Raw genomic sequence first — 21,828 nt, 5'->3', positions numbered from 1 at the left:
AGGGCAGGACGGACGGAACGCAAAGGGCGCGACGAAGGGGATGGAATGCGCGACATCAGCCGCAGGGGAATGCTCGGACTCGGGGCCGGCACCGCGGCCGCTCTCGGGCTCGCGGCATGCGGCTCCGGAGGCGACGGGGATTCCGCGGGGCCGGCGGACCACGCCGGGAACGGGAAGGGCGGCCAGGCCAGGCGCCCGGCCAAGCTGATCGGCGACGGCTCGACCGCGTACACCGGCAAGCAGCCCAGGCAGCCCGCCAAGCCGGTCCCGCTGGAGCCCGGCGAGACGCCCCCGCAGTTCGTGGTCTTCTCCTGGGACGGCGCCGGCGAGGTCGGCAACGGCCTCTTCCCGCGCTTCTTGAAGCTCGCCGAGGAACACGACGCGCACATGACGTTCTTCCTCTCCGGGCTTTACCTGCTGCCGGAATCCAAGAAGCGCCTGTACCGCCCGCCGAACAACGCCGTCGGCGCCTCGGACATCGGTTATCTCACCGACGGTCACATCAAGGCCACGCTGAAGTACGTGCGGCAGGCCTGGCTCGAAGGCCACGAAATAGGCACGCACTTCAACGGGCACTTCTGCACGGGCAACGGAACGGTCGCCAAGTGGACCCCCGCGCAATGGCAGGACGAGATCGACCAGGCCAAGTCCTTTGTGCAGAAGTGGCGCACGAACACCGGCTGGAGCGAGCTGCCGCCGCTGCCCTTCGACTACGACAAGGAACTCGTCGGCGGCCGCACGCCCTGCCTGCTCGGACAGGACAACCTGCTGCCGACCGCGAGGAAGCTCGGCTGGCGCTACGACGCGTCCTCGCCCGGCGGCCGCCAGCGCTGGCCCCAGAAGAAGATGGGCGTCTGGGACCTGCCCCTCCAGGCGGTGCCCTTCCCCGGCCACTCCTTCGAGGTCCTGTCGATGGACTACAACATCCTCGCCAACCAGTCGCAGAACTCCACGAAGGCACCGGCCCACAACTACCCGGGCTGGCGCAAGCAGGCCACCGACGCCTACATATCCGGGTTCAAGCGCGCCTACGAGAGCAACCGCGCCCCGTTCTTCATCGGCAACCACTTCGAGGAGTGGAACGGCGGCATCTACATGGACGCCGTCGAGGAGGCCCTGAAGCACATCGCGGGGAAGAAGGACGTACGCCTCGTCTCCTTCCGGCAGTTCGTCGACTGGCTCGACGTACAGGACCCGAAGGTCCTCGCCGAGCTCCAGGGCCTCGACGTCGGACAGCGGCCGGCGGGGGGCTGGAAGGGGCTCGCGAAGGCCGCCTGAAATGGGACTTTCCGCAACCGCGGGGGGTGCGGAAGATCCCCGGAACAGACATGCGAAACTTTTCACATGAGTGCCGCCAGCCGCGCCCCCCAGAGCACGCACCACCGTCGTAGCCGTCGCCTCGGCGGCCGCCGCGGCCGGGCCGCCCTGCTGGCCACCGGGGCCGCGGTCGCCGCGCTGACCCTGTCGGCCTGCGACTTCGGCGGCACCTCGGGCGGCTCCGGCAACACCAACTTCGTCGCCGGGTCCGACGGCATCGCCACCGCCGCCAAGGCGGACCGCAAGCCGCTGCCCGACCTCGACGGCAAGACCCTCGACGGCAAGCCCCTGAACCTCACCGAGGCGTACAAGGGCAAGGTCCTCGTCATCAACGTCTGGGGCTCGTGGTGCGCCCCCTGCCGGGCCGAGGCGCCGAACTTCGTCAAGGTCGCCAAGGAGAAGAAGGCCGAGGGCGTCGAGTTCGTCGGCATCAACACCCGCGACCCCGAGCGCGGCCCGGCGACCGCCTTCGAGGAGGCGCACGACGTGCCCTACCCGAGCGTGTACGACCCGACGGGCAAGCTGATGCTGCGCTTCCCCCAGGGCACGATGAACCCCAACTTCATCCCCTCGACGCTCGTCGTCGACCGGGACGGCAAGATCGCCGCGCGCTCGCAGCAGCCCCTCAACGAGGCCAAGCTGCGCAAGATGATCGACCCCGTGCTCGCGGAGAAGTGATGTCGACCCTCGCCGCCATCAGCGGACCGAACCAGACGGTCATGAGCGGGGCGCTGCTCCTGGCGATCCCGCTCGCCGTGCTCGGCGGGCTCGTCTCCTTCTTCTCGCCGTGCGTCCTGCCGCTCGTGCCGGGCTATCTGTCGTACGTCACCGGGGTCAGCGGCCAGGACCTCGGCGAGGCACGGCGGGGCCGGATGGCCGCCGGCGCCGCGCTGTTCGTGGCCGGTTTCACCGTGGTCTTCGTCAGCGTCACCGTCTTCTTCGGGGCGCTGGGACACACCCTGAAGGAGCACCAGAGCACCATCAACACGGTGCTCGGCGTGGTGATGATCGCGCTCGGGCTCTTCTTCATGGGGCTCATGCCCTGGCTCACCCAGCGCGAGTTCCGCTTCCACCGGCGCCCGGCCGTCGGACTCGCCGGCGCCCCCGTCGTCGGCGCCCTCTTCGCCGTCGGCTGGACCCCGTGCGTCGGCCCGACCCTCGCCTCGGTCCTCGCGCTCTCCGCCGACACCGGCAACGCGCAGCGCGGCGCGCTCCTGGGCGTCGCGTACAGCCTCGGCCTCGGCATCCCGTTCATCCTCGCCGCCGTCGCCTTCCGCAAGGCGCTCGGCGCCTTCGGCTGGGTGAAGCGGCACTACGTCTGGGTGATGCGCGTCGGCGGCATCATGATGATCGCGACCGGCCTGCTGCTCGTCACCGGAGTGTGGGACAGCATGGTGCAGCAGATGCAGGTCTGGACGAGCAGTTACACCGTGGGGATCTGATCCATGAGCAAGACCGAAGCCCCCGAGCGGCGGGACGACCTGGGCGCCGCGGGCGAGCACCTGTCGACCGCCCCCCAGGAGGAGTCGCCGAACCTGCCCGCTCTCGGGGTGATCGGCTGGCTGCGCTGGTTCTGGCGCCAGCTGACCTCGATGCGGGTCGCGCTGATCCTGCTCCTGCTGCTCTCGCTGGGCGCCATCCCGGGCTCGCTGATCCCGCAGCGCAACGTCGACGAGCTCAAGGTCCAGGACTTCATGGACCGGCACACCACGCTCGGGCCCCTGTACGACAAGCTCCAGCTCTTCGACGTCTACAGCTCGGTGTGGTTCTCCGCGATCTACATCCTGCTGTTCGTCTCCCTCATCGGCTGCATCGTGCCCCGCACCTGGCAGTTCGTCGGCCAGCTGCGCGGCCGCCCGCCGGGCGCCCCCAAGAAGCTGACGCGGCTGCCCGCGTACACGACGTGGCGCACCGAGGCCGGGCCCGAGCAGGTGCGCGAGGCCGCGCTCACGCTCCTCAAGGGGCGCCGCTTCCGGGCGGACCTCACCGGGGACGCGGTCGCCGCCGAGAAGGGCTACCTGCGCGAGGCCGGGAACCTCGTCTTCCACATCGCGCTGATCGTGATGCTGATCGCCTTCGCCGCCGGCCAGCTCCTGAAGTCCGAGGGCGGCAAGCTGGTGATGGAGGGTGACGGCTTCTCCAACACGCTCTCCCAGTACGACGACTTCAAGTCCGGCAGCCTCTTCGACACCGACGACCTGGCGCCGTTCCACTTCGTGCTGGACGACTTCAAGGGCACGTACGAGAAGACCGGCCCCAATCGCGGCACGCCCCGCACCTACCGGGCGGACGTGACCTACAGCGAGGGCGCCGACGGCCCCGAGAAGAAGAAGTCGATCGAGGTCAATGAGCCGCTGGAGGTCGACGGCTCCAAGGTCTACCTCATCGGCCACGGCTACGCCCCCCAGGTCACCGTCCGCGACCCCAGGGGCAAGGTCGTCTACCGGGCCTCCGTGCCGCTGCTGCCCATCGACCAGAACGGCACCGCGACCGGCGCCATCAAGGTCCTGGACGGCTACCGGGACAAGAGCGGCGCCAAGGAGCAGCTCGGCTTCAACGCCTTCTTCGTGCCGACCTTCGCGGGCGAGGGCAAGGGCCAGATGTTCTCGCAGTTCCCCGCGCCCGACTTCCCGGTGCTCGCGCTGTCCGCGTACCACGGGAGCCTCGGCGTCGACTCCGGTGTCCCGCAGAACGTGTACCAGCTCGACACCCGCAAGATGACGAAGTTCGAGGACGCCAAGGGCGAGCTGTTCAAGGAGCGGCTGCTGCCCGGCGAGACCATGAAGCTGCCGAACGGCGCCGGGTCCATCACCTTCGAGAAGGACCTCAAGGAGTGGGCGACCTTCCAGATCTCGCAGGAGCCCGGCTCCGTGTGGGCGCTGGCCGGCGCGCTCGCCGCGATCGCCGGCCTCGCCGGGTCGCTGTTCATCCAGCGCCGCCGCGTGTGGGTGCGGGCGGTGCGGGGAGCCGACGGCGTCACGGTCGTGGAGATGGCGGGCCTTGGCCGCAGCGAGTCCGCGAAGCTCCCCGAGGAACTGTCCGACCTCGCCGCCCACCTGCACGAGAAGGCGCCGAGCGCGCCCGACCCCGACCCGGACGCCCCCGCAGCCTCCGACCCCGACCCCGATGTAGTACCTGCCGAAGGGGCTGAGAAGTGAATCTCGCCACCACCCTGGCCGCCGAACCCAACGAGAACCTCGCGCACATCAGCAACGTGCTGATCTACTCCGCGATGGCCGTCTACCTCCTGGCCTTCTTCGCGCACATGGCGGAGTGGCTCTTCGGCAGCCGCAGCAAGGTCGCCCGCACCGCCGCCGCGCTCACCCCGGGCAGGACCGCGGCCGCGGCGCCCGCGGTGACCGTCCGGGCCAAGGGCGCCACCGCCACCCTGGAGCGGCCGAAGGTCGTCACGCGCTCCGTCACCGGCGCCCGGGACGTGCCGGACGGGCCCGGCGCGGCGGCCGGGGACGAGAAGGGCGACCTGTACGGCCGGATCGCGGTCTCCCTCACCGTGCTCGCGTTCCTGCTGGAGTTCGGCGGGGTGCTCACCCGCGCCCTGTCGGTGCGGCGGGCCCCGTGGGGCAACATGTACGAGTTCAGCATCACCTTCTCCACCGTCGCCGTCGGCGTGTACCTGGTGCTGATGGCGCTGAAGAAGAACATCGCCTGGCTCGGCCTGCCGCTGGTCACCACGATCCTGCTCGACCTCGGCCTCGCCGTCACCGTCCTGTACACCTCCAGCGACCAGCTGGTCCCGGCCCTGCACTCGTACTGGCTGTGGATCCACGTCTCCACGGCGATCTTCTGCGGCGCGGTCTTCTACGTCGGCTTCGTCGCGACGATGCTCTACCTCTTCCGGGACAGCTACGAGGCCAAGCTGCAGAGCGGGGGCCGGCCCGGCAGGTTCGCGACCTCCGTGCTGGAGCGGCTGCCCGCCGCGGCCTCGCTGGACAAGTTCTCCTACCGCCTGAACGCGGCGATCTTCCCGCTGTGGACGTTCACGATCATCGCGGGCGCGATCTGGGCGGGCGACGCCTGGGGCCGCTACTGGGGCTGGGACCCCAAGGAGGTCTGGTCCTTCATCACCTGGGTCGCCTACGCCGGCTACCTGCACGCCCGCGCCACGGCGGGCTGGAAGGGCCGCAAGGCCGCCTACCTGGCCCTGATCGCCTTCGGCTGCTGGCTGTTCAACTACTACGGCGTGAACATCTTCGTCACCGGCAAGCACTCGTACGCGGGGGTGTGACCCGCGCCACGCCTGGCCGTAGGCCGGCTCGGTGGTGGCCCGGGTGAAGCCGCGGACGGTGGTCACCTCCTCGAAGGTGACCACCAGGCGCGGCTCCGTCAGTCGTCGCTGCCCTTGTCCCGCTTCTTCTCGTCGGGGTCCTCGTCGCGGGCCTCGTCCTTGAGGGACTTCAGGAACTCCGGGTTGTCGTCCGGCGCGACCCAGCGCGTGCGGCCGCGAGCGGCGCCGGCGCCCGGCGCGTGCCGCACCTTGCCCGTCACGAGCCATGCGACGGGCCCCAGCAGCACCTCGCCGAAGAGCAGCACGATGATGACCCACACCACCTTGGGCAGATGCCTGACCTCCTTCTCCGGAGTGTTCAGGACATCGATGAAGGCGTAGATCCACACCGCCAGGACCAGCAGGAACGGCAGATACCTGAGCATGGTGGAGCGATCCCCCAAGTGGCGACGGCGAGGGGCGTGCGGCCCCCCGGTGACGGGGCCAGGGTAGCCGGTGCCGGATACTGGAACGCATGGCTTACGACGATCTTCGCTCCCTGCTCCGTGCACTGGAGCGCGAGGGCGATCTCAAGCGCATCAAGGCCGAGGTCGACCCGTATCTGGAGGTCGGTGAGATCGTCGACCGGGTGCAGAAGGCCGGCGGCCCCGCGCTCCTCTTCGAAAACGTCAAGGGCTCCGCGATGCCTTTGGCGATGAACGTGTACGGGACGGACCGCCGCCTGCTGAAGGCGCTCGGCCTGAAGTCGTACGGCGAGATCAGCGAGAAGATCGGCGGCCTGCTCAAGCCGGAGCTGCCGCACGGCTTCGTCGGGGTGCGCGAGGCGTTCGGCAAGCTCGGCGCGATGACGCACGTACCGCCGAAGAAGGTCAAGGAGGCGCCCGTCCAGGAGGTCGTCCTCACCGGCGAAGACGTCGACCTGGAGCGGCTGCCCGCGCTCTTCACCTGGCCCGAGGACGGCGGCTCCTTCTTCAACCTCGGCCTGACCCACACCAAGGACCCCGACACCGGCGTGCGCAACCTCGGCCTGTACCGCCTCCAGCGCCACGACAAGCGCACCATCGGCATGCACTGGCAGATCCACAAGGACAGCCGCAACCACTACCAGGTGGCCGCCCGCAGGGGCGAGCGGCTGCCGGTCGCGATCGCCTTCGGCTGCCCGCCCGCCGTCACCTACGCCTCCACGGCGCCGCTGCCCGGTGACATGGACGAGTACATGCTGGCCGGGTTCATCCAGGGCAAGCGCGTGGAGATGGTCGACTGCAAGACGGTCCCGCTCCAGGTGCCCGCGCACGCCGAGGTCGTCATCGAGGGCTGGCTGGAGCCCGGCGAGATGCTGCCCGAGGGGCCCTTCGGCGACCACACCGGCTTCTACACGCCGCAGGAACCGTTCCCCGCACTGAAGATCGACTGCGTGACGATGCGGAAGCGGCCGCTGCTCCAGTCGATCGTCGTCGGCCGCCCGCCGACGGAGGACGGGCCGCTCGGCCGCGCCACCGAGCGCTTCTTCCTGCCGCTGCTCAAGGTGATCGTCCCCGACATCGTGGACTACCACCTGCCGGAGTCGGGCGGCTTCCACAACTGCGCGATCGTCTCGATCGACAAGAAGTACCCCAAGCACGCGCAGAAGGTCATGCACGCCATCTGGGGCGCCCACATGATGTCCCTGACGAAGCTGATCGTCGTCGTGGACAAGGACTGCGATGTGCACGATCTGCACGAGGTCTCGTGGCGGGCGCTCGGCAACACGGACTACGCCCGGGACCTGACCGTCGTCGAAGGCCCGGTCGACCACCTCGACCACGCCTCCTACCAGCAGTTCTGGGGCGGCAAGGCGGGCATCGACGCGACGCGCAAACTGCCCGAGGAGGGGTACACGCGGGACGGGGGCTGGCCGGAGATGGTCGTGTCCGACCCGCAGACCGCCTCGAAGGTGGACCGTCGCTGGAAGGAGTACGGACTCTCGTGACCTCAGCATCCGCCGCGCTCCCGCAGCAGCCGGGCCGGACCAAGGCCTTCCTGCGGCTCGTCATGATCGAGCACTCGGTGTTCGCGCTGCCCTTCGCCTACATCGCCGCGCTGACCGCGATGTTCCGGCTGGACGGGAACATCCACTGGGTGCGGCTGCTCCTGGTGACCGTCTGCATGGTGGGCCTGCGCACGTTCGCCATGGCCGCGAACCGGATCATCGACCGGGAGATCGACGCCCGCAATCCGCGGACCGCCCACCGCGAGCTGGTCACCGGCGCGGTGTCCGTGAAGTCGGCGTGGACGGGCGCGCTGATCGCGCTCGCCGTGTTCCTCGGCGCGGCCGCCCTGCTCAACCCGCTGTGTCTGGCGCTGGCGCCGGTCGCGGTGATCCCGATGGTCGTCTACCCCTACGGCAAGCGGTTCACGAACTTCCCGCAGGCGATCCTCGGCCTCGCCCAGGCGATGGGGCCGGTCGGCGCCTGGATCGCGGTCACCGGCGAGTGGTCGTGGCAGGCGGTGATCCTCGGCCTCGCGGTCGGCGTGTGGATCGGCGGCTTCGACCTGATCTACGCCTGCCAGGACGTGGAGACGGACCGCGAGGTCGGCGTGAAGTCGGTGCCCGCGCGGTTCGGCATCCCGGCCGCCATCCGGGGCGCGCGCGGCTGCCACCTGGTGACCACGGCGCTCTTCGCCTGGTACGCGCTCGACACGGACGCCGGTGTCTTCTTCTGGCTGGGCCTCGTGATCGTCGCGGGCGCCTTCCTGTACGAGCACTCCATCGTGAAGCCGCACGACCTGTCCCGCCTGAACCGCGCCTTCTTCCAGGTGAACGGTTTCATCGGAATCGCCCTGTTCGCGTGCGCGCTGCTGGACCTGCTGGTACGCGGCCTCACCGTCTGACATCCCACTCGGTAGGCTTCACAGCGTGAACCCAGGAGATACGCAGCGTAGGCCTTGGATCGTGGGGGTGTCCGGCGCGTCCGGTACGCCTTATGCCGCTGCCGTCCTGCGCGCGCTGCTCGCCGCGGGGGAGAGCGTGGACCTCGTCGTGTCGCGGGCCTCGCGGCTGACGCTGCTCGACGAGACCGGCATCTCCTTCCGGGACGCGCACTGGCGCGAGGACCTGCGGCAGTGGCTGGCGCGCGGCGCGGACGGCAAGCCGGACACGTTCGACGTCCGCGAGGAGTGGCTGGCGGACGTGCGGTACTGGGCGGCCGGGGATCTGGCCGCGGGCCCGTCCTCGGGCTCGTACCCGGCCAAGGGGATGCTGATCGTGCCGGCGTCCACGGCCGGCGTGGCCGGGGTGGCGCTCGGGCTCTCGAAGGACCTGCTGCAGCGCGCGGCGAGCGTGACGCTCAAGGAGGGCAGGCCGCTCGTGGTCTGTGTCCGCGAGACGCCGCTGAACGGGCAGACGCTGAAGCACCTGGTGAGCCTGGACGAGGCGGGCGCGATCGTGCTGCCCGCCTCACCGGCGTTCTACGCGGGGGCGACGCACATCCAGGATCTGGTGGACTTCGTCGCCGGCCGGGTGCTGGACGCGGCGGGAGTGCCGCACACCCTGTACCGCCGCTGGAAAGGGGAGCTGGGGGGCGCTTCCCGTGCCGACTGAGCGCGCCCCCGAAGGGGCGCGGGGAACTGCGCGAGCAACCACGACGAAGCCGCGGTCGGCACCGCCCCCCACCCCCACGGCGGGACTACCGCTTCTTGGCGCCCCGCGGCTTCCGGGTGGCCTTCCGCGGCGCCGCGACCTCCGCACGCGAGCGGTTGGCCAGGTCCTGGAGCTCGCGCATACGGGCGTAGGCCATCTCGATCGAGTACACGGGGTGACTCACTCCTGAAGGATCGTCGTTGATCTGCTGAGATTGAGAAAGATTCACAGGGTGCAGACCCTGTTGCGCCTTAGATTCTACACATAGACTCGCGGTATCGCTGAATAATGAAAGGCATCGCACCTATGGACGCCGTGGACAGGCAGCTCATCCAGGCCCTGCGGGAGAACGGCCGCGCCTCGTACGCCGAACTGGGGCGGCTCGTGGGCCTCTCCGGGCCGAGCGTCACGGACCGGATCAACCGTCTCGAAGCGGCCGGTGTCATCACGGGCTACCGCGCGACCGTCGACTCGGCCTCGCTGGGCCTCGGCGTCATCGCCCTCATCGGCATCTCGCTCTCCGACGCCGCCGACCACGAGGACGTGGCCCGCCGCCTGAAGGACCTGCACGAGATCGAGGACTGCTGGTTCATCGCCGGCGACGACTCGTACATGCTCAAGGTCAGGGCGAGCGACGTGGACGGCCTGGAGAAGACGATCCGCCGGCTCAGCGGCACGCGCGGGGTCTCCCGGACGCGTACGACGATCGTGCTCTCCACCAAGTGGGAGAACCGCGTCGGGGAGCTGCCCGAGGAGGAGTGAGGTCCGGGGCGTACCGTTGGCGCAGGTTTGTCGTAGGTCGTAGGTCGCTGGAGAGGTAAGGGCGAGGGCATGGACGCAGGTCTCAAGCGCGAGCTGGAGCAGAAGGTCCGGGACGGCGAGCGGCTGTCCCGCGAGGACGGCATCGCGCTCTACGAGTCGGACGACCTGGCCTGGCTCGGCGGCCTCGCCCACGAGGTGCGCACGCGCAAGAACGGCGACGTCGTGCACTTCAACGTCAACCGCCACCTCAACATGACGAACGTGTGCACCGCCTCCTGCGCCTACTGCTCCTTCCAGCGCAAGCCGGGCGAGAAGGACGCGTACACGATGCGCATCGAGGAGGCCGTCCGCCTCGCCAAGGCGATGGAGGGCGAGAACCTCACCGAGCTGCACATCGTCAACGGCCTGCACCCCAACCTGCCGTGGCGCTACTACCCGCGTTCGCTGAGCGAGCTGAAGAAGGCGCTCCCGAACGTCTCCCTGAAGGCCTTCACCGCCACCGAGATCCACCACTTCGAGACGATCTCCGGCATGTCGGCCTCCGACATCCTGGACGAGCTGATCGAGGCGGGCCTGGAGTCGCTGACCGGCGGCGGCGCGGAGATCTTCGACTGGGAGGTGCGCCAGCACATCGTGGACCACCGCACCCACTGGGAGGACTGGTCGCGCATCCACCGCCTGGCGCACGAGAAGGGCCTCAAGACCCCGTGCACGATGCTGTACGGCCACATCGAGGAGCCGCGCCACCGCGTCGACCACGTCCTTCGCCTGCGTGAGCTCCAGGACGAGACGAACGGCTTCCAGGTCTTCATCCCGCTGCGCTACCAGCACGACTTCGTGGACATGAAGGACGGCAAGGTCAGGAACCGCCTCCAGGCGCGCACGACCATGGCGTCCGGCGCCGAGGCCCTGAAGACGTTCGCGGTCTCCCGCCTGCTCTTCGACAACGTCCCGCACGTCAAGGTCTTCTGGGTCATGCACGGCCTGCAGACCACGCAGCTCGCCCTCCAGCACGGCGCCGACGACATGGACGGCTCGGTCGTCGAGTACAAGATCACGCACGACGCGGACAACTTCGGCACGCCGAACAAGCTGACCCGCGAGGACCTGCTCGACCTGATCCGCGAGGCCGGCTTCCGCCCGGTCGAGCGCAACACGCGCTACGAGGCGATCCGCGAGTACGAGGGCCCCGACCCGCTGCTGCGCGAGACCCCGCAGGCGATGCGGGTCTGACCCCCTTGCCGGGGGCGGGCTCCGCCATGCTTCACTGGAGAGGCTCGTCCAGCCAAGAGCCCTTTCGGAACGGAAGAGTGGATTGACATGCTCCGCTACACGCTGATGCGCCTCGGGATCTTCGCGGGCTGCTTCCTGGTCGTCTGGGGCCTCGTCTACTCCGGGATGCTGCCGCGCGGCCTCGGCGACTCCAACATGCTGTGGGTCGCGCTGCTCGCGCTCATCGTCTCGGCGCCCATCAGCTTCGTCGTGCTGCGCAAGGAGCGCGACCGCGCCTCGGCGGACGTCGTCGCCCGCGTGGACCGCGCCAAGGCCTCGCTGGACGCCAACCGCACGCAGGAGGACGGCGTGGACGACCTGGCCCGCGCCCAGCGCTCGTAACCTCCGTCACACTCTCCCCGGACCCCGGTCCGGAGCATCCCGCTCCGGACCGGGGTTCCGTGCGTTGCGGGGTCCCGGCCCGGCCCCGCGCCTCAAACAAGGCCTTTGATGTTCTCAAAGTACGAGTGTTAACGTGTTTGTCATGAAGACAGCAGCAGCGCACCGCAACGCCATGAGCGTCCCGCTCGTGGCGCGCCTGCATGTCGATCTCTGCCGCTGCATGTCCGCGGCCTGTCACGCCTGAGCGTGTCCCCCGACGCAGCGGCCCCGCTGACCCTTCGCGGTCGCCGCTCCCGTACGTCCCCCACCCCCTGACTTACCTCACCGGAGTGTGTCCGTGTCCGCGAACTCCGCGACGCCCGCCGACCAGGCGGGCGACACCCGAAAGCCCCAGTCCGGCTTCCGGATACCCAACTTCCTCAAGATTCCCTTCTGGGCGCAGATCCTCGGCGGTCTGGTGCTCGGCGTCCTGCTCGGCTGGCTCGCCCGCAGCCAGGACATCTCCTGGCTCGTCACCACCCTCTCCAAGGTCGGCGACACCTTCATCGGGCTGCTGAAGCTCGCGGTCGCCCCGCTCGTCTTCTTCGCGATCCTGGTGTCGATCACCAACCTGCGGAAGGTCAACAACGCCGCGCGCCTGGCCACCCGCACCCTGCTGTGGTTCATGATCACCTCGCTGATCGCGGTGGCCATCGGCCTCGCCATCGGCCTGCTGACCAACCCCGGCTCCGGCACCGGCCTCACGCCCAAGGACGGCAAGGCGCCCGATCACGCGGGCTCCTGGATCGACTTCCTGACCGGGATCATCCCGACGGACGTCATCACGCCCTTCACCGAGCTGAACGTGCTCCAGATCGTCTTCATGGCCGCCGTCGCCGGTGTCGCCGTACTGAAGATCGGGGACAAGGCCCAGCCGATCCTGGAGCTGTCCGAGTCGGTCCTCGCGCTGCTCCAGAAGGCCCTGTGGTGGGTCATCAAGCTCTCCCCGATCGGCACCATCGGCCTCATCGGCTTCGCCATCGCGGACTACGGCTGGAACCTCATCAGCAAGTACGCGACGTTCACCGCGGACATCTACGTCGGCTGCGCCCTGGTGATGTTCGGCGTCTACCCGCTGCTCCTCGCGTTCGTCGCCAAGGTCAACCCGCTCCAGTTCTTCAAGGGCGCCTGGCCCGCGATCCAGCTGGCCTTCGTCTCGCGCTCCTCGGTCGGCACCATGCCGATCACCCAGAAGGTCACCGAGCGGCTCGGCGTCCCGAAGGAGTACACCTCCTTCGCGGTGCCCTTCGGCGCCACCACGAAGATGGACGGCTGCGCCGCGATCTACCCGTCGATCGCCGCGATCTTCGTCGCGCAGATCTTCGACGTGAACCTGGGCATCAAGGAGTACCTGCTCATCGCGTTCGTGTCGGTCGTCGGCTCGGCCGCGACCGCCGGTCTGACCGGCGCCACGGTGATGCTGACGCTGACCCTGTCCACGCTCGGCCTGCCGATGGAGGGCGTGGGCCTGCTCCTCGCCATCGACCCGGTCCTCGACATGATGCGCACCGCCACCAACGTGGCCGGCCAGGCGCTGGTCCCCGTGATCGTCGCCGCCCGCGAGAGGATCCTCGACCGGGAGGCGTACGAGAGTGCCTCGGCGTCGCCGCTCGACGACGCGGACGACTTCGAGGACGCGCCGCGGGCGGTGCCCGCGGCCGCGTAACCCTCGCGAGCGCCTCCGCGCGAATGTCCCGCCCCGTCCCGGAGCTGCTCCGGGGCGGGGCTCTCGCCTGCCACGGGGCCACGGGCGGGCACGGAGAGTGAGGGGGCGCGGGGGGACGGGGGCGCTTAGGGTGGGGCGGGGGGAGACCCCTGGGAGGTTGCCGTGCGTGGAGCTTGCGCAGTCGCCGGTCTGACCGTACTGGCCGTGGTGGGAGCGGGCGTGCCGGGCGTCGCCTCGGCGGCCGGCGACGACGATCGGCCCGACCTCTCGCGGTACTACACGCAGAAGATCGAATGGGCCGCCTGCAAGGGCGGCACCAAGGCCATGGCGGAAACTTCCGGGCACATAGATGACGTCCGGTGCGGCAAGGTGAGCGTCCCGCTCGACTACGCCAGACCGGCGGCCGGCACGGTGGACCTCGCGATGATCCGCATGAGGTCGAGCGCGCGCGAGCCGCGCGGCTCCCTGCTGCTGAACTTCGGCGGCCCCGGCGGCCCCGGCGTCTCCGCGCTCGCCGGGTCGCAGAAGGAGTTCGGCTTCCTCAGCAAGGGGTACGACGTCGTCTCCTTCGACCCGCGCGGCGTCGGCCTGAGCGCCCCCGTCAGCTGCGGCGACGCCGACGGCGACACCGAGCCCGAGCTGGGGGAGAAGGACGATCCCGCCGCCGTGCTCGCCGAACTGCGCAAGGCCGCCAAGGAGTGCGAGGCCCACTCCGGTCCCGTCCTGCCGCACATGGGGACCGTGAACGTCTCGCGCGACCTGGACGTCATGCGGGCCGCCCTCGGCGACAAGAAGCTCAACTACCTCGGTTTCTCCTACGGGACGCGGATCGGCGCCGTCTACGCCGCCCAGTTCCCGAAGAAGGTCGGCCGGATGGTGCTCGACGGCGTCGACACGCTGACCGAGCCCGTCGCCGAACAGTCCCTCGTGCTCGCCGAGGGACGCCAGACCGCCCTCGACAACTTCCTCACCTGGTGCACCGGCAACGCGGGGTGCGTCTTCGGCACCGACGCGCGCGCCGCCCGGCACTCCATGGTCCAGCTCATCCAGGACATGGACGCCATGCCGCTGCGGTCCATGGAGGGCGAGGAGTTCACGGGGCAGGACGTCGTCGGCGTCCTCGGTCAGGCCCTGTACAGCAGGCAGGCGTGGCCCGCGCTGTCGCAGGCGCTGGGCGCGCTGCTCGCGGACGGCGACCCGCGCGCGCTGATCCGGATGAGCGGCGGGCTCGCGGGCGGCGTGGGCGCCGCCCAGCTCGTGGGCGACGAGGTGCCCATGGACAACATGTCCGCCGCCCTCATGGGCGTGACCTGCGCCGACGACCCCGACCGGCCGGACGCCGCGCGCGTGGCGAAGGAAGTGGGCCGGCTCAAGAAGGAGTTCGAGGAGGCGTCCCCCGTCTTCGGCAAGTCGATGCTGATGCCGGTGCTGCTCTGCTTCGGGCGTCCCCCGGGGACCCGGTACATCCGCGACGACGTCCGGGACGTGAAGACGCCGAAGCTGCTGCTCGTCGGCACGCGCGGCGATCCCGCGACGCCCTACCGCTGGACGGAGGAGACCGCCCGCCGCCTCGGCCCGCAGGCCGTCGTCCTGGACAACAAGGGGGACGGGCACACCGGTTACCTGGCCTCCACGTGCGTGCGGGACAAGGTGGACGGCTTCCTGCTGTACGGCGAGACACCGAAGAGCGGCACGTCCTGCGCGGCGGAGGCGGACTCGGCGCAGTGACGTCGGGGCACGGGGGGTCTCGTCCCGGGTGTCGTTCCCGGGACCTTCTCCCTGCCGGGGATGCGCGTGGGGCTCTTGGTGGCGGGGCTCACCCTGTGCGCGACCACCGCCCTCGCCGCGTGGCTGCTGCCGAGGGACTGACCCCGGCCGGCCTCGGCGCCGGGCAGCCGGCGGCGAGTTCCGTCACGAACGGCCACCCCGCCGCAAGGGCGGCACCGCCCCGCCCTCGACCGTGAAGGCCACCTCGTGCACGGAGTTCCGCGCCCCCGGCGGCGGCTGCACGCGGCCCGCGGCGTCCGTGGCCCGCGAGCGGACCGTGTGCGCCCCCGGTGCGAGGGTGCGGCGCAGCGAGAAGCCCTGCCAGGTGGGGTCGGCGCCCAGGGCGTCGAGGGCGGCGGGCTCCCAGGGGCCGCCGTCCACGGAGACGTCGACGCGCACGACCTCCGTGGTGCTCCAGGCCCGCCCCCGGAAGCCGACCGTGCCACGCGGCAGGCGCGCGTCGGGGGCCGGGGCCAGCAGCTTGCTGTTGACGTCCACCTCGCGCACCGGCTGCGCGGTGTCGGTGCCCGGCAGCTTCCGTGTGTAGAACGTCGTCGTGAACATGTGCTCCGGGCGCTCGTCCGTCAGGACGATCCGCGTCAGCCACTTCACGGAGTTGGTGCCGAACATGCGGGGCACCACGGCACGCAACGGGAAGCCGTGCCGAGTGCGCAAGGGTTCGCCGTTCATGCGGTGGGCGAGGAACACCTGGCGACGCGCGGTCTCCAGCGGCAGGTCCTTGACGTACGACAGGCCGTCCACGCCGTGGAAGGAGCCGGTGTCCGCGCCTTCGAGGACCACGTGCCGGGCGGCGGGCAGCGGGGCCGCGCGGTCCAGGAGCGCGGCGAGGGGGAAGCCCGTCCACTCGATGTTCGCCACCGCGCGTGTCGGCACGTCGGGCCGCAGCGGACTGCCGAAGCACTCGTGGACCGCGGTGAGCTGCCGGGCCGGCAGGGCCAGGACGGCGGACAGGTCCAGCCGCAGGGGCCGCTCGACCAGGCCCTCGACGGTCAGCGTCCAGGCGCCGGCGTCGATCTCCGGGATGCCCAGGTGCTTGCGTACGAAGAGGTTGTCGACCGGCGTCACGAAGTCGGGCCCGGGCGCGGGGTCGGCGTGCGAGGGGTCCTCGGGCGGGGGCGTCGGCGACACGGTCATCGGGCGGCCCCCGCCACCGGGAGGGCCCTGTCGGGTGTGGCCGCCGGGGCCGTCGGCTGTCGGCACGATGAGATTCCCCCTTTTCCCGAGATCCTTTCGGACGAACCTCCAGAGCCTATGAGGGACGGGGCGGAGCCGCCCACTCCTTTTCCCGCGTGCGCAAGGGGCGGTCCCCCCCATCGCGAGCGGCGGCCCCCAGGAAGCGGAGGCCGCCGCAACACAGCGCGTACGCCTAGCAGTTGCCGCGCGTCGGCTTCCCCTGGAAGCGGTCCGCCAGCCACTGTGTCGCGAGCGGCGACTGCGTGATGACACCGCTGACGTGTTCGCCGAGCGGGATGGTGTGCCACTCCACGTCCGCGCCCCGCGCGCACCAGTCGGCGCGGACCTGCTTGCCCACGCCGTAGGGGATCAGCTCGTCGGCGAGCGCGTGGTACAGGTAGACCGGGGCGTCCGGCTTCACCGTGCCGACCCGCGAGGCGCGCAGGCGCTGCTGCCAGTCGGGCTGGTCGAGCGGATCGCGCGTGGTCATCGAGTCGATCGTCTTGAACGAGCCGAGCACCGCGCCGTCCGCCACGCAGGAGTTCCGCAGCGCGCCGACGAGCGACCTGCCGAGCGGGTTCAGGTAGCTGTCGAGCCGCAGTTCGGGGAAGGCGGCGTCCTGGCCGATCGCCGCCATGAAGATCAGGCCCGAGCCGTACGAGCCGTCGTTGAAGTCCGCCACCTTCATCAGGTCGCCCGGGACGCCGCCGGTCGCCGTGCCTCTGACGTCGAGTTCGGGGGCGTACGAGCCGTGCAGTTCGGCCGCCCACGAGGAGGCCTGGCCGCCCTGCGAGTAGCCCATGATGCCGACCGGGCTGTCCTCGCCGAGGCCCGCCTCGGGCAGCCGGATCGCGGCGCGGGCCGCGTCGAGCATGGCCTGGCCGGCGGAGCGGCCGACGGTGTACGTGTGGTCGCCCGGGGTGCCGAGACCCTCGTAGTCGGTGACGGCCACCGCCCAGCCGCGCAGGGTCAGCTGCTGGATGAGATTGGCCTCCAGGCCGGTGCCCTCGGGGAAGTTCGCGCTGGGCGCGCAGCGGTCGGCGACACCGACCGTCCCCACGGCGTACGTGATCAGGGGGCGCGGGCCCGCCCTGCCGTCCTGCGGCACGATGACGGTGCCGGACACGGTGGTGGGCGCCCCCTTGGCCGTGGTCGAGCGGTAGTGGACCTTCCAGGCCTTGGTGCCGGTCGGCTGGCCCGGCAGCGGGTGGAAGGCGCTCGGCTCGGCGCTGACGATGTCGCCGGGGGACGCGTCCTGCGCTGCGTGCGCCGCCCCGAGGGGGGTGACGGCCGACAGTCCGAGCGCGGCCACCACGGCCCACGCCCGCCATCCGGTGCGTATGTGCATGCGGCTCTCCCAACGGTGCACAGGGGCTGGGGACTTCGCCGTCGACGGTAGTGACGGGCGGGTGGGCCGGGGGCTGACCGGGGCGCTCAGCTTCGTTGACCGCGCGGTGCGGGCGTCGCGGCGGACGCGGCGGGCCGTGCCGTCCCCGTGCGGTGTGCGCCCGACGCCGTGTCCGTGCGGTAGGCGCCCGGCGTCGTGCCCGTCCAGCGGCGGAACGCCCGGTGGAAGGCGGTGTCCTCGGAGAAGCCGAGGCGTGCCGCGAGGTCGGCGATCGGCTCGTGGCCCTCCATGAGGCCGGCGATCGCCGCGTCCCGCCGCACGGCGTCCTTCAGCCGCTGGTACGAAGTGGCCTCCTCGGCAAGGCGGCGGCGCAGCGTCGCCGGGCTCACCGCCAGCCGGGCCGCGACCTCGCCGAGCGAGGGCAGGCGCGGTGCGGAGCGCAGGGACCGCGCCAGGGCGCGCCGCACCTGCTCGGCGACGGTCGTGCCGTACTCGCGGCGGCTGAGCAGCTCGAAGGGCGCGCGGCGCAGCATCTCCTCCAGCGCGTCCTCGTCCCTGACCAGCGGCGCGTCCAGCCAGTGCGGGTCGAAGCGGGCGCCGGTGCGCTCGGCGCCGAACCGCACGGGGCAGCCGAAGAGCAGCTCGTACTCGTCCCGGTGCGGGGGCGGCGGATGCCCGAACTCCGCGTGGCGCAGCGGGATGCGGCGGCCGATCAGCCAGCTGCACAGGCGGTGCCAGATGATGAGCAGGCACTCGGCGAGGAAGTAGTCCTGGTCGAGGTCGCCGCGGACCCCGAACACCGCCTCCGCGCCCCGGTGTTCCAGGACGAGGTCGGGGCCGCCGGGGAACAGCCCGTAGAAGGTGACGCCCCGCTCCACGGCGGCGCCGAGATCGCGGCAGCCGAGCGAGGCCCGGCACATCATGGCGAAGGTGCCGGGCCTGCTGACGGCGGAGCCGAGGCCGAGGAACTCGTCCTGCGTGACGCGGTACAGCTCGTGGAAGAGCCGGGCGAACTGCGGGGCCGTGACGCGGGCCCGGTCGTCGCCGAGGAGCAGCGGCGGGATCTGCGCGACGCGCAGCAGCGGCACGGTGTCGACGCCGTGCCGTTCGGCGCCGCGCAGCACGGCCCGTACATGGTGCACGGTGATCGTCCGCCTCGCCATGCCATGACGGTAGCGCCGCGTTGAGCGCGTGGGCCAGCGCCGTTGACGTTTCGCGTCATCCCGCCCGCCGGGCGGGCCGCCTAGCGTCGTACGCATGCGGCAGACGCGGAAGGAACCTGTGGCGGCGGCGGAACTCCCCCAGACGCTGGCCCTGTTGACCGAGTGGGCGGCCGACCGGCACGGCGAGGGGCCTGCCCTGCGCTTCCGGCGCGGCGGGGCGTGGACCGACCTCTCCTACGTGGAGCTGCGGGAGCGCGTCCGCCGGACGGGCCGCGCCCTGATCACCCTCGGCGTCCGCCCCGACGACCGCGTGGCGATCCTGGCCGAGACGCGCCCCGAATGGACCTACGCCCACTTCGGCGCGCTCGCGACGGGCGCGGTCGTCGTCCCCGTCTACCCGACGGCGGGCGACGAGGAGACCGCGTGGGTCGTGCGCGACTCGGACGCGGGGACGGTGCTCTGCGAGAACCCCGCCCAGGCCGCGAAGATCGACCGCCTGCGGGCGGAGGGACGGCTGCCGGGTGTCCGGCACGTCGTCCTCCTGACGGAGGACCCGCAACCGGCGCCCACGCCCGCGCCCGGGGAGGCGGCCGGAGCCGCCGGCCCCCAGGACGGCGCCGGGCCTGGGTGCATGCGCCCCACGCCGTCACCCCCCGCCCGTCTCCGCGATCTCCCGCTCGCGTCGCTCGACGTGTTCCTCTCCCGGGCCGCGGGCCGTGCCGCCGGGGATCTGGCCACCGTCATCTACACGTCCGGCACCACCGGGCTCCCCAAGGGGTGTCTGCTGACGCACGGCAATCTGCTGGCCGTGCAGCGGGCCACCGTGCCGCTCGTCGACGGGGGGCCCGGGGACTCGACGTACCTCTATCTGCCGCTCGCCCATCTCCTCGCCCAGCTCATCGAGTTCACGACGCTGGCCCAGGGCGGCACCCTCACGTTCTTCGGCGGGCGCGTCGAGGACGTCGTCGCCGAACTCCAGGAGGCGCGCCCCACCCACCTGCCGTCCGTGCCCCGGCTCTTCGAGAAGGTGCGGTCCTTCGTGCTGTCCCTCGCGCAGGCGCGAGAAGGCGGCCGGGAGCGGTTCGAGGAGGCCGTCCGCATCGGGGTCATGGCCGCCGACGGCACGCTGCCGCCCGAGCTCCAGGACGCGTACGAGGCGGCCGACAAGGAGCTGTACGGCCTGGTCAGGCAGGCGCTCGGCGGCCGCCTCCGGTGGGCGCTCACCGGCGGCGCGCCCATCGCCCCGGACACCGTCGACTTCCTGCGGGCCTGCGGCATCGCGGTCTACGAGGGGTACGGGATGACGGAGTCGGCCGGGGTCCTCACCCTCAACCACCCCGGCGCCGTGCGGTACGGCACGGTCGGCCGCCCGGTCGACGGCGTCGAACTGCGCATCGCGCCGGATGGGGAGATCCTGGCCCGGGGCGCCATGGTCTTCGCCGGCTACCACAACGATCCGCGGGCGACGCGCGCGACCCTGGACGACGAAGGGTGGCTGCGCACCGGCGACTTGGGGGCCCTGGACGAGGACGGCTACCTCACCATCACCGGCCGCAAGAAGGACCTCATCATCACCTCCGGGGGCAAGAACCTCACCCCCTCGCTGAGCGAACTGGCGCTCCAGACCTCGCCGTTCGTCTCCCGGGCCGTCATGGTCGGCGACCGCCGCCCCCATCCCGTCGCCCTGATCACCCTGGACGCGGAGGAGGTCACCGGTTGGGCGGCCCGCGAGGGGAGGGAACTGGCCACGCCCCTCTCCCGCGACCCGCGCGTCCGCGCCCTGGTCCAGGAAGCCGTCGACGCCGCCAACGCCACGGTCTCGCGCCCCGCCCGCATCCGGGACTTCGCCGTGCTTGACGAGGACTTCACGGTCGAGAGCGGCCTGCTGACCCCGAGCCTGAAGGTGCGCAGGCAGGCGGTCACGGAGCGGTACGCGGACGTGCTGGAGGAGTTGTACGGGTCAGGAGAGCCCGGCGAGGCGTAGCAGCGCCGTCGTCGCCGCCGCGCCCACCACGACGAGGGCGAACGGCGCCCTGCGCCAGGCGAGGAGCCCGGCGGCCAGCACACCGGCGGGCCTGGCCCAGCCCGCGAAGTCGCCGCCGTCCATGAGCGCCCCGGTGGCGAGCAGCGCGACGAGCAGGACCGTGGCGCCCATGGCCAGCAACTCCTGCACCCGGGCCGGTAGTTCGACGCGCCCGTGCAGGACGGGCCCGGCCAGGCGCAGGACGTACGTCCCGGCGGCGAGGGCGAGGACGCAGGCGAGCGTGGCGTTCACGAGTCGCTCCCGGGGGCGGTGGTGGTGGCGCGTGGGCGGCGGCGGGGTCCGCGGCGCGCCGCGAGCAGGCCGAGCAGGGCGAGCAGCACCGGCACCCCGGCGGGCAGCAGCGGCGCCGCGACGACGGCGACGACCGCGCCGGCCGCCGCGGCCCGCCGCACCGGACCGTCGGCGCGCAGCGCGGGCAGCACCAGCGCGAGCAGCACCGCGGGGAACGCCGCGTCGAGGCCGAACCGCTCGGTGTCGCCGAGCGCCGCCCCCGCGAGGGCGCCCGCGAGCACACTGAGGTTCCACGCCACGAACAGGCCGACGCCGAATATCCAGAACGCGGCCCTGCGCTGCCGGGCCCCCCGCTGGGCGAGGACGAAGGCCGCCGACTCGTCGGTGATGAGGTGGGCGCCGATGAGCCGCGCCGGCCAGGAGCGGCCGAGGTCCTCGGCGATGGCGAGGCTGAACGCCGCGTTGCGGGTGTTGAGGAGCAGCCCGGTCGCCGCCGCGGCCACCGGCCCGCCGCCCGCGGTGAGGATGCCGACGGCGCTGAACTGGGCGGAGCCCGCGTAGACGAGCACCGACATGACCACCGGCACCCACAGCGGAAGGCCGCCCGCGACGGCGATCGCCCCGAAGGAGACGCCGACGACGGCGTCGGCGAGCCAGACGAGGGCGCAGTCGCGCAGCACGCCGGGCGGCAGGTCGGAGAGCCGTACGAGGCCGGAGGCGGCCGGCGGGCCGTCCTCCGTTCGCCCGGCAGGGTCTTCTGTTCGGTGTGGCGAACGCATGCGTCGTAGGATGAGCGGAGAGACGTATGTTCGTCAAGG

The 21,828-nt window shown here is 71.4% G+C and carries 21 protein-coding genes; 14 read left to right on the top strand and 7 right to left on the bottom strand.

All coding sequences use genetic code 11. The features are described 5' to 3' along the window. Positions 1–45 precede the first annotated feature (45 nt). The 5 genes from ACZ516_RS27910 to ccsB all read left to right on the top strand — a co-directional run bounded on the left by ACZ516_RS27910 (position 46) and on the right by ccsB (position 5,563). Entirely contained in the window at positions 46–1,278 is a 1,233-nt protein-coding gene (locus tag ACZ516_RS27910) for a polysaccharide deacetylase family protein (RefSeq protein ID WP_469012110.1), read from the top strand. A gap of 66 nt (positions 1,279–1,344) precedes the next feature. Then, on the top strand, positions 1,345–1,995 hold the full coding sequence (locus ACZ516_RS27905) for a TlpA family protein disulfide reductase (protein ID WP_469012108.1): 651 nt from the start codon (positions 1,345–1,347) through the stop codon (positions 1,993–1,995). Then, complete coding sequence (locus tag ACZ516_RS27900) at positions 1,995–2,759, top strand: cytochrome c biogenesis CcdA family protein (protein WP_358696792.1); 765 nt, start codon at positions 1,995–1,997, stop codon at positions 2,757–2,759. Before ACZ516_RS27905 ends, ACZ516_RS27900 begins: the two co-directional genes overlap by 1 nt. A 3-nt stretch (positions 2,760–2,762) precedes the next feature. Next, entirely contained in the window at positions 2,763–4,475 is a 1,713-nt protein-coding gene (gene resB, locus ACZ516_RS27895) for a cytochrome c biogenesis protein ResB (RefSeq protein ID WP_361082709.1), read from the top strand. Continuing rightward, complete coding sequence (gene ccsB, locus ACZ516_RS27890; RefSeq protein ID WP_361082711.1) at positions 4,472–5,563, top strand: c-type cytochrome biogenesis protein CcsB; 1,092 nt, start codon at positions 4,472–4,474, stop codon at positions 5,561–5,563. The genes resB and ccsB overlap by 4 nt, the downstream gene beginning before the upstream one ends. Before the next feature lie 98 nt (positions 5,564–5,661). Here ccsB and ACZ516_RS27885 read toward each other — a convergent pair whose 3' ends face one another. Next, a complete protein-coding gene (locus ACZ516_RS27885; RefSeq protein WP_358581065.1) occupies positions 5,662–5,988 on the bottom strand; it encodes a PLD nuclease N-terminal domain-containing protein in 327 nt (108 codons plus the stop codon). Positions 5,989–6,077: 89 nt separating this feature from the next. Between ACZ516_RS27885 and ACZ516_RS27880 the strand changes: the two genes are divergently transcribed. The 3 genes from ACZ516_RS27880 to ACZ516_RS27870 are packed head-to-tail and all read left to right on the top strand — an operon-like array spanning position 6,078 to position 9,143. Beyond that, positions 6,078–7,532: a menaquinone biosynthesis decarboxylase gene (locus ACZ516_RS27880; protein ID WP_469012105.1), complete on the top strand. Its 1,455-nt coding sequence runs from the start codon at positions 6,078–6,080 to the stop codon at positions 7,530–7,532. Beyond that, positions 7,529–8,434: a menaquinone biosynthesis prenyltransferase MqnP gene (gene mqnP / locus ACZ516_RS27875; protein ID WP_358581071.1), complete on the top strand. Its 906-nt coding sequence runs from the start codon at positions 7,529–7,531 to the stop codon at positions 8,432–8,434. The genes ACZ516_RS27880 and mqnP overlap by 4 nt, the downstream gene beginning before the upstream one ends. A gap of 25 nt (positions 8,435–8,459) precedes the next feature. Further along, the gene (locus tag ACZ516_RS27870; RefSeq protein ID WP_469012103.1) at positions 8,460–9,143 is read left to right on the top strand and encodes a UbiX family flavin prenyltransferase; all 684 of its coding nucleotides are present in this window, start codon (positions 8,460–8,462) and stop codon (positions 9,141–9,143) included. 85 nt (positions 9,144–9,228) lie between these two features. On the opposite strand, the gene ACZ516_RS27865 is transcribed toward ACZ516_RS27870, so the two are convergent. After that, positions 9,229–9,366: a hypothetical protein gene (locus tag ACZ516_RS27865; RefSeq protein ID WP_358581077.1), complete on the bottom strand. Its 138-nt coding sequence runs from the start codon at positions 9,364–9,366 to the stop codon at positions 9,229–9,231. 122 nt (positions 9,367–9,488) lie between these two features. On the opposite strand from ACZ516_RS27865, the gene ACZ516_RS27860 reads away from it, so the two are divergent. The 5 genes from ACZ516_RS27860 (at position 9,489) to ACZ516_RS27840 (ending at position 14,991) form a co-directional block, all read left to right on the top strand. Beyond that, positions 9,489–9,944 carry an Lrp/AsnC family transcriptional regulator gene (locus tag ACZ516_RS27860; RefSeq protein ID WP_030791839.1) on the top strand — a complete coding sequence of 152 codons (456 nt, stop codon included), beginning with the start codon at positions 9,489–9,491 and terminating at the stop codon, positions 9,942–9,944. A 69-nt stretch (positions 9,945–10,013) separates the two neighbouring features. Further along, positions 10,014–11,177, top strand: a complete 1,164-nt coding sequence (gene mqnE, locus ACZ516_RS27855; RefSeq protein WP_468604263.1) for an aminofutalosine synthase MqnE — start codon at positions 10,014–10,016, stop codon at positions 11,175–11,177. Positions 11,178–11,264: 87 nt separating this feature from the next. Beyond that, on the top strand, positions 11,265–11,558 hold the full coding sequence (locus ACZ516_RS27850) for a DUF4229 domain-containing protein (RefSeq protein WP_361082721.1): 294 nt from the start codon (positions 11,265–11,267) through the stop codon (positions 11,556–11,558). Positions 11,559–11,895: 337 nt separating this feature from the next. Beyond that, positions 11,896–13,263: a dicarboxylate/amino acid:cation symporter gene (locus ACZ516_RS27845; RefSeq protein ID WP_468753115.1), complete on the top strand. Its 1,368-nt coding sequence runs from the start codon at positions 11,896–11,898 to the stop codon at positions 13,261–13,263. A gap of 162 nt (positions 13,264–13,425) precedes the next feature. Continuing rightward, a complete protein-coding gene (locus tag ACZ516_RS27840; RefSeq protein WP_469012101.1) occupies positions 13,426–14,991 on the top strand; it encodes an alpha/beta hydrolase in 1,566 nt (521 codons plus the stop codon). A 183-nt stretch (positions 14,992–15,174) separates the two neighbouring features. Here ACZ516_RS27840 and ACZ516_RS27835 read toward each other — a convergent pair whose 3' ends face one another. From ACZ516_RS27835 to ACZ516_RS27825, 3 genes are all read right to left on the bottom strand, one after another. Continuing rightward, positions 15,175–16,185 carry a molybdopterin-dependent oxidoreductase gene (locus ACZ516_RS27835; RefSeq protein ID WP_469012100.1) on the bottom strand — a complete coding sequence of 337 codons (1,011 nt, stop codon included), beginning with the start codon at positions 16,183–16,185 and terminating at the stop codon, positions 15,175–15,177. Positions 16,186–16,417: 232 nt separating this feature from the next. Next, a complete protein-coding gene (locus tag ACZ516_RS27830; RefSeq protein WP_469012099.1) occupies positions 16,418–17,572 on the bottom strand; it encodes a lipase family protein in 1,155 nt (384 codons plus the stop codon). Between the two features lie 86 nt (positions 17,573–17,658). Continuing rightward, positions 17,659–18,735, bottom strand: a complete 1,077-nt coding sequence (locus ACZ516_RS27825) for an AraC family transcriptional regulator (protein ID WP_361082731.1) — start codon at positions 18,733–18,735, stop codon at positions 17,659–17,661. A gap of 94 nt (positions 18,736–18,829) precedes the next feature. Here ACZ516_RS27825 and ACZ516_RS27820 point away from each other — a divergent pair, with 94 nt between their 5' ends. After that, a complete protein-coding gene (locus tag ACZ516_RS27820; protein WP_469012097.1) occupies positions 18,830–20,719 on the top strand; it encodes an AMP-dependent synthetase/ligase in 1,890 nt (629 codons plus the stop codon). Here ACZ516_RS27820 and ACZ516_RS27815 read toward each other — a convergent pair. Both ACZ516_RS27815 and ACZ516_RS27810 read right to left on the bottom strand, forming a co-directional pair. Then, complete coding sequence (locus tag ACZ516_RS27815; protein ID WP_469012095.1) at positions 20,696–21,010, bottom strand: AzlD domain-containing protein; 315 nt, start codon at positions 21,008–21,010, stop codon at positions 20,696–20,698. The genes ACZ516_RS27820 and ACZ516_RS27815 overlap by 24 nt on opposite strands. Next, positions 21,007–21,789: an AzlC family ABC transporter permease gene (locus ACZ516_RS27810; protein ID WP_361082735.1), complete on the bottom strand. Its 783-nt coding sequence runs from the start codon at positions 21,787–21,789 to the stop codon at positions 21,007–21,009. The genes ACZ516_RS27815 and ACZ516_RS27810 overlap by 4 nt, the downstream gene beginning before the upstream one ends. Positions 21,790–21,828: the final 39 nt, after the last annotated feature.

The organism is Streptomyces sp. NPDC034037 (assembly GCF_055575715.1).
Note: the sequence above shows the minus strand (reverse complement) of the source record. Positions and strands in the feature narration are given on the sequence as shown.

Coding starts and splice junctions, on each gene's coding strand:
- ACZ516_RS27900 (WP_358696792.1), top strand. CDS start 1,995: ATGTCGACCCTCGCCGCCATCAGCGGACCGAACCAGACGGTCATGAGC.
- ACZ516_RS27860 (WP_030791839.1), top strand. CDS start 9,489: ATGGACGCCGTGGACAGGCAGCTCATCCAGGCCCTGCGGGAGAACGGC.
- mqnE (WP_468604263.1), top strand. CDS start 10,014: ATGGACGCAGGTCTCAAGCGCGAGCTGGAGCAGAAGGTCCGGGACGGC.
- ACZ516_RS27820 (WP_469012097.1), top strand. CDS start 18,830: ATGCGGCAGACGCGGAAGGAACCTGTGGCGGCGGCGGAACTCCCCCAG.
- ACZ516_RS27910 (WP_469012110.1), top strand. CDS start 46: ATGCGCGACATCAGCCGCAGGGGAATGCTCGGACTCGGGGCCGGCACC.
- ACZ516_RS27880 (WP_469012105.1), top strand. CDS start 6,078: ATGGCTTACGACGATCTTCGCTCCCTGCTCCGTGCACTGGAGCGCGAG.
- resB (WP_361082709.1), top strand. CDS start 2,763: ATGAGCAAGACCGAAGCCCCCGAGCGGCGGGACGACCTGGGCGCCGCG.
- ACZ516_RS27810 (WP_361082735.1), bottom strand. CDS start 21,789: ATGCGTTCGCCACACCGAACAGAAGACCCTGCCGGGCGAACGGAGGAC.
- ACZ516_RS27885 (WP_358581065.1), bottom strand. CDS start 5,988: ATGCTCAGGTATCTGCCGTTCCTGCTGGTCCTGGCGGTGTGGATCTAC.
- ACZ516_RS27905 (WP_469012108.1), top strand. CDS start 1,345: ATGAGTGCCGCCAGCCGCGCCCCCCAGAGCACGCACCACCGTCGTAGC.
- ACZ516_RS27830 (WP_469012099.1), bottom strand. CDS start 17,572: ATGCACATACGCACCGGATGGCGGGCGTGGGCCGTGGTGGCCGCGCTC.
- ACZ516_RS27850 (WP_361082721.1), top strand. CDS start 11,265: ATGCTCCGCTACACGCTGATGCGCCTCGGGATCTTCGCGGGCTGCTTC.
- ACZ516_RS27825 (WP_361082731.1), bottom strand. CDS start 18,735: ATGGCGAGGCGGACGATCACCGTGCACCATGTACGGGCCGTGCTGCGC.
- ACZ516_RS27835 (WP_469012100.1), bottom strand. CDS start 16,185: ATGACCGTGTCGCCGACGCCCCCGCCCGAGGACCCCTCGCACGCCGAC.